Source organism: Phycicoccus elongatus Lp2, assembly GCF_000367525.1.
Lineage (GTDB): Bacteria > Actinomycetota > Actinomycetes > Actinomycetales > Dermatophilaceae > Phycicoccus_A > Phycicoccus_A elongatus.
The window spans coordinates 999,775-1,011,144 of sequence record NZ_HF570956.1 but is presented as its reverse complement, the minus strand read 5'-3'; the positions used below and the strand labels follow the sequence as shown (position 1 = coordinate 1,011,144).

Annotated in this window: 9 protein-coding genes and 1 pseudogene; 3 read left to right on the top strand and 7 right to left on the bottom strand. The window is 68.4% G+C overall.

Features of this window, described 5'->3' with window-relative positions:
• Positions 1-19: 19 nt before the first annotated feature.
• On the top strand, positions 20-958 hold the full coding sequence (locus tag BN10_RS04820) for an acyl-CoA thioesterase (RefSeq protein ID WP_010850048.1): 939 nt from the start codon (positions 20-22) through the stop codon (positions 956-958).
• Here BN10_RS04820 and treZ read toward each other — a convergent pair.
• From treZ to glgX, 4 genes are read right to left on the bottom strand one after another with little or no spacing between them, the layout of a single operon-like run.
• On the bottom strand, positions 948-2,756 hold the full coding sequence (gene treZ, locus BN10_RS04815; RefSeq protein ID WP_010850047.1) for a malto-oligosyltrehalose trehalohydrolase: 1,809 nt from the start codon (positions 2,754-2,756) through the stop codon (positions 948-950). The genes BN10_RS04820 and treZ overlap by 11 nt on opposite strands.
• Positions 2,753-3,097, bottom strand: coding sequence for a hypothetical protein (locus BN10_RS17710; protein WP_010850046.1), 345 nt, complete (start codon positions 3,095-3,097; stop codon positions 2,753-2,755). Before BN10_RS17710 ends, treZ begins: the two co-directional genes overlap by 4 nt.
• Positions 3,048-5,165 carry a malto-oligosyltrehalose synthase gene (gene treY, locus BN10_RS04810; RefSeq protein WP_010850045.1) on the bottom strand — a complete coding sequence of 706 codons (2,118 nt, stop codon included), beginning with the start codon at positions 5,163-5,165 and terminating at the stop codon, positions 3,048-3,050. Before treY ends, BN10_RS17710 begins: the two co-directional genes overlap by 50 nt.
• A gap of 2 nt (positions 5,166-5,167) precedes the next feature.
• Complete coding sequence (gene glgX / locus BN10_RS04805) at positions 5,168-7,327, bottom strand: glycogen debranching protein GlgX (protein WP_010850044.1); 2,160 nt, start codon at positions 7,325-7,327, stop codon at positions 5,168-5,170.
• 106 nt (positions 7,328-7,433) lie between these two features.
• Here glgX and fabG point away from each other — a divergent pair, with 106 nt between their 5' ends.
• Positions 7,434-8,189 carry a 3-oxoacyl-ACP reductase FabG gene (gene fabG, locus BN10_RS04800; protein WP_010850043.1) on the top strand — a complete coding sequence of 252 codons (756 nt, stop codon included), beginning with the start codon at positions 7,434-7,436 and terminating at the stop codon, positions 8,187-8,189.
• Positions 8,190-8,211: 22 nt separating this feature from the next.
• Here the strand turns inward: fabG and BN10_RS04795 are convergent, their stop codons facing one another.
• Entirely contained in the window at positions 8,212-8,409 is a 198-nt protein-coding gene (locus BN10_RS04795) for a hypothetical protein (protein ID WP_156917140.1), read from the bottom strand.
• 471 nt (positions 8,410-8,880) lie between these two features.
• Between BN10_RS04795 and BN10_RS04790 the strand changes: the two genes are divergently transcribed.
• Positions 8,881-9,618 (top strand): class I SAM-dependent methyltransferase, encoded by a 738-nt coding sequence (locus BN10_RS04790; RefSeq protein WP_156917139.1) that lies wholly within the window; start codon positions 8,881-8,883, stop codon positions 9,616-9,618.
• 106 nt (positions 9,619-9,724) lie between these two features.
• Here BN10_RS04790 and BN10_RS04785 read toward each other — a convergent pair.
• A pseudogene (locus BN10_RS04785) lies at positions 9,725-9,907 on the bottom strand (integrase core domain-containing protein); the annotation flags it as partial.
• Between the two features lie 72 nt (positions 9,908-9,979).
• The gene (locus BN10_RS04780) at positions 9,980-11,248 is read right to left on the bottom strand and encodes an IS256 family transposase (protein ID WP_010849552.1); all 1,269 of its coding nucleotides are present in this window, start codon (positions 11,246-11,248) and stop codon (positions 9,980-9,982) included.
• Between the last annotated feature and the right edge of the window lie 122 nt (positions 11,249-11,370).

The window sequence follows — 11,370 nt, the reverse complement described above, 5'->3', positions numbered from 1 at the left end:
CGCGCACTAGGCTGCCGGGGTGACCGAGTCCCCCGTCGACCGCCTCCTCGCGACCCTCGACCTGCAGGAGGTCGGCGCCGTCGAGGTCAACCTCCGTCCGACCGACCAGACCCCGGCCGAGCTCCCGGCCCTGGTCAACGAGGACGTCACCGTCTTCCTCGGCCAGAGCGAGCGGATGCCGCACCACCGCGTGTTCGGTGGCCAGGTCCTCGCCCAGGGAGTCATCGCCTGCGGGCGGACGATCACCCTCGAACCCGGCGCGCCGCCGCGCCCGATCCACAGCCTTCACGCCTACTTCATGCGACCGGGTGACGACGAGGCACCGATCCACTTCGCCGTCGAGCGGATGCGTGACGGCGCCTCCTTCTCGACCCGCCGAATGCACGCCATCCAGCACGGCAAGCCGATCCTCGCGATGAGCGCGTCCTTCCAGGAGGTCGCCGGCGGCCTCGACCACCAGGACGAGATGCCGACGGTGCCCGCGCCCGAGGACCTGCCCTCGATGACCGACCTCTTCGGCGGGATCAACGAGCCGCGCGCCCAGGACCTGGCCAATCGGCGACCAATTGACATGCGGCACAACGACGGTCACCTCTTCTTCGCGCCCGCCGAGGAGCGCACAGCAGAGCAGAGCGTCTGGATGCGCACCAAGGGAGCCCTCCCGGATGACCCGCTGATCCATGCTGCCGTGCTGGCCTACAGCTCGGACTACTCCCTCCTCGAGCCCGTCCTGCGTCGGCACGGCCTCGTCTGGCCCGATGCCCGCCTGCGGATCGCGAGCCTCGATCACGCCATGTGGTTCCACCGCCAGGCGCGCGCCGACGATTGGGTGCTCTACGCGCAGCAGTCGCCGTCCGCCCAGAGCGGCCGAGGCCTGGCCATCGGGCGGATGTTCGGCCGCGACGGCACGATGATCGCGACCGTGGCCCAGGAGGGCATGATCCGCGTCAAGGAGTGAGGCGCAGCACGGCGCAGTCGTCGGGGTCGAGGACCAACCCCTCCCCCGATATGCCGCGCAGCTCGCTCCCGTGGTCGGCCCACCTCAGCAGGGGCACGGCGCCGTCCGGCACCGGCACGGTCTGCGGATGGTCGGCGAGGTTGGCCGCGATGGCCAGTCCGTGATGACTCACGACGACCCACCGCGCGGCCTCGTCGAAGCTGACCAGGACGTCGGCCAGTCGCAGCGGTGACCCGATGGGGAGGAGGCGGTGGCGCAGCGCCGAGCACGCGGCATACCAACTGAGCATGTGGGCGTGCGGCTCGCGACCCGGCTCGGACCAGTCGAGGACGGACGCGTCCCGGGTGCTCACGGCCTGCGGGTCGGGCACCTCGTCCACGCTCCAGCCATGACTGCCGAATTCCTCGCGCCGACCACGGCTGACCGCTTCGCCGAGGGCGAGATCGTCGAAGGATGTGAAGAACTGCCACGGAGTGGCGGCCGCCCACTCCTCACCCATGAAGAGCATCGGGGTGAAGGGTCCGAGCAGCACGAGCGCGGCCCCGATCGCGTGCCGCCCGGGCGAGAGCGTCGCGTGCAGGCGATCCCCCAGTGCCCGATTGCCGACCTGGTCGTGGGTCTGCAGATAGGCGAGCAGCCGCCGCGCGTCGAAGGTGTCGACGTCCACGGCTCGACCCCACAGTGCCCCTCGGAAACTGGAAAAGCTGCCGTCGTGGAGGAAGCCGCGGGTGAAGACCTTCGCGAGCACGGCGAGTGGGCCGGCTTCCTCACGCTCGCCGCCGCCGGCGAAGTCGGCGTAGTAGCCCTGGCTCTCCCCGCTGAGCACGACGTGCAACGCGTGGTGCACGTCATCGGCCCATTGGGCGGTCATCCCCCGCCCGCCGAGTGCCGTCGGCTCGACCATCGTCACGTCGTTGAGGTCGCTCTCGGCGATCAGGTCCAGGGGCCGCCCGAGCTCTGTCGCGAGGGTTGCCGTCGCGTCGGACAACTCGGCGAGGAGGTGATGCGGGGAGTCGTCGGCGAGTTCGTGCACGGCGTCGAGGCGCAGGGCATCGACGTGGAAGTCCCGGAACCACCGCAACACCTGATCGACGAGGAACGATCGGACGCCGTCGGCCCCGGGGGCATCGAGATTGACTGCGGACCCCCACGGCGTGTGGTGGGTGTCGGTGAAATAGGGACCGAAACGCGAGAGGTAGTTGCCGCTCGGCCCGAGGTGGTTGTGGACCAGGTCCAGGCAGACGCCGATCCCGCGCGCGTGGGCGGCGTCGACGAACCGCTGCAACGCCGCCGGGCCTCCATAGCGGTCATGGACCGCGTAGAGGGCCACCCCGTCATAGCCCCAGCCCCAGTCACCCGGGAAGGCCGCGAGCGGCATGAGTTCGACGAGGTCCACGCCGATCGCCACGAGCGCGTCGAGTCTCTCGATCGCCGCGTCCAGGGTGCCTTCGGGTGTGAAGGTGCCGACATGCAGCTCGTAGACGAGACCTCCGAGGACGCCTGCGCCACAGCGGGTTCCGCGCCACTGCTGGTCGCTCCAGACGAACCGTGAGGCGTCGAAGAATCGACTCGGCGAGTGCACACCGTGAGGCTGCCAAGCGCTGCGCGGGTCAGGCAGCGACGGCTCGGCGCCGTCGAGGACGAAGGCATAGTCAAAGGTTTGGTATGCCGCGGGGTCACCGTCCCAGTGCCACCACCCGTCGTCGTCGCGAGACATCGCCTCCCGCGCGACGGGCGCACCGTCGCCACTCCACTCGATCTCGACAGCAACGGCAACCGGCGCCCACACCGAGATCACGCGTGGCTCACCCAGACCTGGACGGGCAGCCTGTCCGGCCACAGCGGCTCCCAGTCGCCCTCGGGCAGGTCGATGTCGCCGGCGTCGAGGGAGGTCCGGCCCTTGATCGGCACGGCGACGAGCACATGAGCCCCGGAGTCGTCGCCTCGGGTGAAGGCGAGGACGCCCTCGGGGGCCGGCCACGCGGCATAGGTTGCTCCAGCCCCGACGAACCACTCGGGGTGGTCTCGTCGCAGCCTCAGCGCGCGGGACACGACGAGGAGTTTCTCGTCGTCGAGGTCGAGAGCCGGCTCACCCTCGTCGAGGCGGGCGAGGCGGACGGCGCGGTCGTCGTACTGCACCGGTCGGCGGGTTGTCCGGGTCGACGAGTGTCAGGGTCATCAGTTCGGTGCCCTGGTAGACGTCGGCGACGCCCGGCATGAGGAGTTGGACGACCTTCTGGCCGAGCACGTTGGCGCGCATCGAGTCCGCCTGTGCCACAACCCATTCATCGAGGTGTGCGCGCACAGCGTCGACACGCAACACCCCCGTCGCGAAGTCGACGACGGCCTGCTCATAGGCATCGTCGCCGTCAACCCAGGCGGTGTGCAGCTTGGCCTCGCGCACGGCCTTCAGGACATACTCCTCGAGCCGCGCGGCCGTGATCGGCCAGGTGCCGACGAGGGTCTGCCAGACGAGGTACTCGGTTGGTGCATCGACGAGCGCCGACCGGTGGACGGCGCCCAGGGCGGAGGCAGCCCGCACCCACTGCTCCCAGCCCGCCGCGTCCGAAGCCAACACCATGAGCCGGGCGCGCACGTCCTCGGACCGCTTGGTGTCGTGCGTGGTGAGAGCCGTCATCGTGACGGGCCAACGCTCGAGCCTCCCCGCGGCATACGAGTGGAAGGCGGTGGTGGGGATCGAGAGGGTTTCCGGGTGCCCACCGACCTCGTTCGCGCCGACCAGCCTGAACCAGCGGTAGAAGGCGGTGTCCTCGATGCCCTTGGCCATGACGGGGCCACAGGTCTGCTGGAAGCGGGTACGGAACTCCGCCTGCGCTGGCACCTCGCCCAGCGCAGCCTGGGGCAGCCGGCCTCCCCGGACCAACTGGGCGACCACGGCCACCGCGTCGGCGTCCTCGGGCGCGACGAGCGAGCGGGCGCGAGCCTCGACCTCGTCGACGACGGCATACTGCGCGACGTCGGCCTCCTCGCCGGGCGTGAAGTAGGCCCGATAGCGGTCCATCGCCACGAGCATCGCCTCGAGGGCACTGCGCAATGGCCGCGGGTCCTCGGTGGGCAGCACCCGCCGCAGCAACCGCATGAGCCGGTCGACCTCGGCCGCCTGCACGTCGTCGACGACGAGCCGCTTGGCGTCGACAATGACGGATTCGAGGGTCCCCGAAAGCGATGTGCCAGAGGCATGTTCATCCCAGAGCCGGTCGAGGACGTCCTCGCCGGCGGGCGACGTCAGGACCTGTTGCACGCGCAGCAGGGCGTCATAGCCCGTCGTGCCCATGCACCGCCAGTCGTCCGGCAGCGGCTCGTCGCCCTCGAGGATCTTCTCGACGACGACCCAGCCGTCGCCCGTCGCGTCGGCGAGCATCGCGAGGTAGCCGCGCGGGTCGGCAAGGCCGTCAGGGTGGTCGATCCGGAAGCCGTCGACGGCGCCGTGCCCGAAGAGCGACACGAGCAGCGCATGGGTCGCCGCGAAGACGACCGGGTCCTCGACGCGCACCGCCACCAAGGAGGTCACGTCGAAGAAGCGTCGGTAGTTCAGGGCCTCCCCCGCCTCGCGCCAACTCGACAGGCGATAGGCCTGCGCCTCGACGAGTTCGGGCAGCGGCAACGTCTCGGTGCCGGGCCGGACCGGGAACTCGTCGCCGTGGTGCCAGAGCACCCATTCGCGACCGCTGGGCCCACCGTCCTGGGCGAGCACCACGTCACCCCGCTCGACGGCCTCGCCGATCGTCCCACCGAGCACGGGCATGAGGATCCGGTCGTCCTCGACGTCCCAATCGACGTCGAACCACGCGGCATACGGACTCTCGCGTCCCTCGCGCAGCAGCGACCAGAAGGGCGCATTGAGATGGGTGGGGCGCGGCACCGTCATGTGGTTGGGGACGACGTCGACGATCACACCCAGGCCGTGCTCGCGTGCCGCGGCGACGAGCCGGTCGAAGGCCTCTCGCCCACCGGCCTCCTCATGGATGCGCGTGTGGTCCAGCACGTCGTAGCCGTGGGTGGACCCCGGTGCCGGCTGGAGGACCGGCGAGAGATACAGATGGGTCACCCCGAGGTCGGCGAGGTATGCCGCGCGCGCGGCGGCGTCGTCGTAACCGAAGCCCGCGTGGATCTGGAGGCGGTAGGTCGACACCGGCACGACCCGCCCCGGCCCGGGGCGGTGCGTGAGGTGCGTGACGTCGGCCACGGTCAGGTCGCGGCGGTCGGTGAGGCTCCGGCCGGGACGACGGGCTCCTCACGGCGGCTGCGCAGCACGACGATCGACCGGCCACCGACGGGGAGGGCCGAGCCCGCTCCGTGGCACTCGCCGTCGACGACATCGGCTCCCGTGTCGACCTCGATCGACCAGGTGCCGCCCCACGCCCCGGTGGGCAGGGTGAAGGCGGCGTCATCGGCGCCCGCGTTGAAGATGATGAGGAAGTCGTCGTCGAGAATGCGACGCCCACGTCCGTCCGGCTCCGGGATGGCGGAACCGTTGAGCCACATGCCCATGAGGCGGGCCTCTCCTGCTGCCCAGTCGGACTCGCTCATGAGGTCGCCGCTGGCCTTGAGCCAGTAGATGTCACCCAGGTTCGATTCACCACCGTGATCGGCACTGCCGGCGAAGAAGCGGCGACGCCGGAAGACGGGGTGGTTGGCGCGCAACGCGACGATCGTCTTGGTGAAGGCGAGCAGTTGCTTCTGCTCGTCGGTGAGCACCCAGTCGACCCAGGAGAGCTCGTTGTCCTGGCAGTAGACGTTGTTGTTTCCGTCCTGGGTGCGGCCGAGTTCGTCGCCGTGGGCGATCATCGGCACGCCCTGGCTGAGCAGGAGGGTGGTGAGGAAGTTGCGCTGCTGGCGGGCTCGCAGGTGGTTGATGGCGGCCTCGTCGGTCGGGCCTTCGGCGCCGCAGTTCCATGACCGGTTGTGGCTCTCGCCGTCGCGGTTGCCCTCGAGGTTGGCGTCGTTGTGCTTCTCGTTGTAGGACACCAGATCCCGCAGCGTGAAGCCATCGTGGGCGGTGATGAAGTTGATCGAGGCGATCGGCTTGCGGCTGCTGTGTTCGTAGAGGTCGCTGCTGCCGGTGAGCCGTGACGCGAACTCGCCGAGGGTGGCCGGCACGCCGCGCCAGAAGTCGCGCACCGTGTCGCGATACTTGCCGTTCCATTCGGTCCACAGCGGGGGGAAGTTGCCGACCTGGTAGCCGCCGTCGCCGACGTCCCAGGGCTCGGCGATGAGCTTGACCTGCGAGATCACCGGGTCCTGCTGGATGATGTCGAAGAAGGCCGACAGCTTGTCCACCTCGTGGAACTGGCGGGCCAGGGTGGCGGCGAGGTCGAAGCGGAAGCCGTCGACGTGCATCTCGGTGACCCAGTAGCGCAGTGAATCCATGATGAGTTGCAGCACATGGGGATGGCGCATGAGCAGGCTGTTCCCGGTGCCGGTCGTGTCGTAGTAGTGCTCCTTGGCACCGTCGACGAGCCGATAGTAGGACGCATTGTCCAGACCCCGGAAACACAGCGTGGGGCCCATCTCGTTGCCCTCGGCCGTGTGGTTGTAGACGACGTCGAGAATGACTTCGATACCGGCCTCGTGCAGGGCCTTGACCATCGTCTTGAACTCGGTGACCTGCTGACCCTGGCTACCCGCGGCATACGCGTTGTGGGGGGCGAGGAAGCCGATCGTGTTGTAGCCCCAGTAGTTGGTCAACCCCTTGGCCTGCAGCGAGGTGTCCTGGACGAACTGGTGCACCGGCATGAGTTCGATCGCGGTGACGCCCAGGTTCGTGAGGTGATCCACGATCACGGGGTGGCCGATCGCGGCATACGTCCCGCGGATCTCCTCGGGGATCTCCGGGTGCGTCATCGTCAGTCCCTTGACGTGGGCCTCGTAGATCACCGAGTCGTGGTACTCGTGCCGCGGTGGGCGGTCGTGGCCCCAGTCGAAGTAGGGATTGATGACGACCGAGTGCATCGTCTTGCTCAAGGAGTCGTCGGTGTTGGGCTCGGTCGGGTCGGCGAAGGAGTAACTGAAGAGCGCCTGGTCGTTGGTGACCTGCCCCTCGATCGCCTTGGCATAGGGGTCGAGGAGCAACTTGCTCGGGTCGCAGCGGTGGCCATTGACCGGGTCGAAGGGCCCGTGCACCCGGAAGCCGTAGCGCTGCCCTGGCTGCAGACCCGGCAGGTAGCAGTGCCACACGTGCCCGTCGACCTCGGGCATGGCGATGCGTTGCTCGGTGAGTTCTCCGTCGGTGTCGTCGAGCAAGCACAACTCGACGGCGTGGGCCACCTCACTGAAGACCGCGAAGTTGACACCGCTGCCGTCGTAGGTGGCACCCAAGGGGTATGCCGTGCCGGGCCAGATCTCCACTGCGTTCCCTCCGATGTGACATGCGTCGAAGACGCCTCACTCGGCGCTGGGTAGGGTCGGACGCGACCACTTAAGTTACCGCCTGCCCCGAAGGACTCCAAAGCAGATGAGCACCTCTCGTGTCGCCGTCGTCACCGGCGCCGCCCGCGGCATCGGCGCCGCCACCGCCGCCCGCCTGGCCAAGGACGGCCACGCCGTCGCCATTCTCGACCTCGACGAGGCGGCCTGTGTCGCCGTTGCCGACCGGATCACGGCCGATGGCGGCCGGGCGATCGGCGTGGGCTGCGATGTGTCGTCCGCCGATCAGGTCGACGCGGCCGTGGCACGGATCGCCGAGGAGTTGGGTGCCCCCACGATCCTGGTGAACAACGCCGGCATCATCCGCGACAACCTCATCTTCAAGATGACCGAGTCCGACTGGGATGCGGTGATGAACGTGCACCTCAAGGGCGCCTTTCTCATGACCAAGGCGTGCCAGGCGCACATGACGGCCGAGAAGTTCGGCCGAATCGTCAACCTGTCCTCCTCGTCGGCGCAGGGCAACCGCGGCCAGGCGAACTACTCCGCCGCCAAGGCCGGCCTCCAGGGCTTCACCAAGACCTTGGCCATCGAACTCGGCAAGTTCGGCGTGACCGCCAACGCGGTGGCCCCCGGTTTCATCCAGACCGAGATGACCGCGGCCACGGCCGAGCGCATCGGCGTGCCCTTCGACGACTTCATCAAGCACTCGGCCTCGCAGATCCCCGTGCAGCGGGTCGGCCAACCCGAGGACATCGCGGCCACCATCGCCTTCCTCTGCTCCGAGGAGGCCGGCTTCGTCAGTGGGCAGGTCATCTATGTTGCCGGTGGACCGCTCGACTGACGTCGCTGTCAGTCCCTCGGGTTCAACGTGGGCCCGCGCGGTGCACGCGACCGATGGAACGGGGCCAGATGACCTGGATCCACGGGCGGATGAGCATGCACACACAGACGACCAGGATGCCCAAGAGCACCACCGTCACGGACTCGTTGCCATGGTTGGCCAAACCAACACGGATAGCCAACACCTGCACCACGACCACGACGAACTTGTGGGTCTCCAAGGTGGGCAATGAATCCCTGCCGACCCTCGCCAGGACAGGCAAGTCCACAGCAGCCGCGGCGCAGGGACCCCGTCCTTACGCCTATCATGGTGCGCCGACAGGGGCCGTGCCGCATGAGGAGGCAGATGAGCCAGCGACGCGCGCCATCTGGGTGGAGCGACATCGCCGAACGTGCCCTGCAGACCCCCGAGGGGAGCACCGCCGCTCTCGCAGTGGCCCTGCTGCTCGCCACAACTCGGCCGCCGACGCGCGATCTCGGCTCCCCCGTCCGTGCCACGCGCCTGGGCGAGGTCTTCGCCACCAACACTGCCGCGCTGGTCCTGGCTGTGGGGATTCTCGGCTACCGCGCTCGGGTCGAGCCGGAGCTGGAGGCGAGGCGCCAAGTGGCCGAACGTGCAGCGGTGGACAGAGTCACGGGTCATCAGCAAGGAAGGAGGGCTGCGGGTGCTGGCTCACCAGAGAGTCCGTCGCATGCGTCCTGATCGCCATCAGCTGATCGGTCACGGCGGATCCCCATCACACTCGGTCGAGGACTACTGGTGGTACGTTGCCCGATCCCGTCTTCTCGAGACCGCGCTCTCGTCGTATGCCGCCAGCTCACGACTGACGCTCGATCTCGGCTCGGCCGATGGACCCAGCGCGCAATGGATACGACAAGGGGCTGCCCATGTGGCATCCCTCGACATCGACCCTCGCGGTCTGGGGTCCGAAGGTGTCTGCGGCTCGGCCATGGCTCTCCCCTTCGGCGACGAGACCTTCGATGTGGTCAGCGCTTTCGACGTCATCGAGCACTGTGAGCCCGAGTCAGTCGCGCTCGCCGAGGTGGCGCGGGTGATCCGCCCCGGTGGGGCCTTCCTCATGGCCGTGCCTGCCTATCAGTGGGCGTGGAGCGACCACGACGTCGCCAATGGTCACCATCGCCGCTACACACGCAAGCGCGCCGCCGCAGCCGTGACCGCGGCCGGCTTCACGGTCGACCGCACCACCCATGCCTTCGCGGCCGTCTTCCCCTTCTTCGCCGCCGAACGACTCGTCCGCCGGGTGCGCGGCGACCGCACCGAGGCGCAGGACATCGCGGAGATCCCCAGCGTGCCGCCCGTGCTCAACACGGTGTTGCGCCACCTGTGCCGCCTGGACGAGCGGATCCTTCGGCGGCGCGACCTGCCGTTCGGTTCATCGGTCTTCGTCGCCGCCCACAAGCCGACCTGACGACCTACCCTCCCGCCTCTTCCCCGCAGCGCCTCCCGCCCCCAAGTGCCTCCCTCTCCCCGCTGAGTGCGGGTTTCTGCGGGCCCAGGCACTGAGGAACCGACAGCTAGCTGTCCTGACCGGGAACGTTGATCAATCGTGAGTAGGGCGGCTGGTTGCCGCAGGCCGTGTGGGGCCGGTGCTCGTTGTAGTAGCGCAACCACTCCTCCAGCTCACCTCGGCGCTCAGACTCTGAGGTGTAGCAGCGGGCGTCGGCCCAGCCGTCAGACAGCGTGCGGTGGAAGCCCTCGTCCACAACCAGACGCCCCACCAGGTCAAGCCCGGAGCGGTGGTGTACGAGGTGATCGTTCGATGGTGATGTTCAGGCGCTGATGGCGCGGGCGATCAGGTCGGGGTTCACCTCCTCGGTCAGGAGGACTGTCTCGCGGTCGGCGAGGGCTGCGCGGGCTTGTTTGAGGGCCTCGAGTCCGAGGTAGCGGCGTTGTTCGGCCCATTCGTCGTGTTGCTCGGCCAGGACGGCACCGACGAGGCGGATGATCGCTTCGCGGTTGGGGAAGATGCCCACGACATCAGTGCGCCGGCGGATCTCGCGGTTCAACCGTTCGTTGGGGTTGTTGGACCAGATCTGTCGCCACAACACTTTCGGGAAGATCGTGAAGGCGAGGATGTCGGCGCGGGCGTCCTCGAGGTGCTCGGCTACTGCGGGGAGCTTGTCGTGCAGCCCCTCGAGGACGCGGTCGAACTGGGCGTGGACGGCTTGGGCGTCGGGTTGGTCGTACACCGAGTGCAGGAGGGCTTTGACCCAACCCCACTGCGATTTGGGGGTCGCGGCCATGAGGTTCGCGGCGTAGTGGGTGCGGCAGCGTTGCCAGGACGCAGCTGGCAGGGTCGCGCCGATGGCCTCGACCAAGCCGGTGTGGGCGTCACTGGTGACCAGGCCGACCGGGCCTTCTTTGGTCAGGCCGCGGGCGACGAGGTCGCGGAAGAACCCCAGCCAGCCCGCACCGGATTCGGTTGTCGCGCACTGGATACCGAGGATTTCGCGGTAGCCGTCGGCGTTGACGCCGGTGGCGACCATGACCGCGACCTTGACCACCCGCCCGTTCTCACGCACCTTCATCGTGAGCGCGTCGGCGGCCACGAACGTGTACGGCCCCTCGTCCAAGGGTCGGGTCCGGAACGCCTCGACCTGGGCGTCCAGGTCCTTGGCCATCTCGGAGACCTTTGACTTCGACAAGCCGGTGATGCCCAGCGTGCGCACCAGTTTGTCCATCCGGCGGGTGGAGACCCCAAGCAGGTAGCAGGTGGCCACGACGGTGGTCAGGGCGGCTTCAGCGCGGCGGTGCCGTTCCAGCAGCCACTCCGGGAAGAAGCTGCCTTCACGCAGCTTGGGGATCGCGATGTCGAGAGTGCCGGTGCGAGTGTCCAGGTCCCGATGCCGGTACCCGTTGCGCCGGTTCGTCCGCTCGGTTGACCGGGTCCCATAGTCGGCGCCGCACACACTGTCGGCCTGCGCCGACAACAAGGCGTTGACGAAGGTGGAGAGCAGGTCACGCATCAAGTCCGGGCTGGCCTGCGCGAGCTGCTCGTGCAAGAACACGTCAGGGTCGATACTGAGGTTCGCGGTCATCGCGATGCTCCATTCGAGAGTGCTGTGAGAGGTTCACTCGAAGGATCACGCGGTGACCGCACCTGCATCCAGCAGGGACACGCCACCGGTGTCGACGTACACCAACGCTACGGACTCAACTC

Coding starts and splice junctions, on each gene's coding strand:
- BN10_RS04790 (WP_156917139.1), top strand. CDS start 8,881: ATGCGTCCTGATCGCCATCAGCTGATCGGTCACGGCGGATCCCCATCA.
- BN10_RS04780 (WP_010849552.1), bottom strand. CDS start 11,248: ATGACCGCGAACCTCAGTATCGACCCTGACGTGTTCTTGCACGAGCAG.
- fabG (WP_010850043.1), top strand. CDS start 7,434: ATGAGCACCTCTCGTGTCGCCGTCGTCACCGGCGCCGCCCGCGGCATC.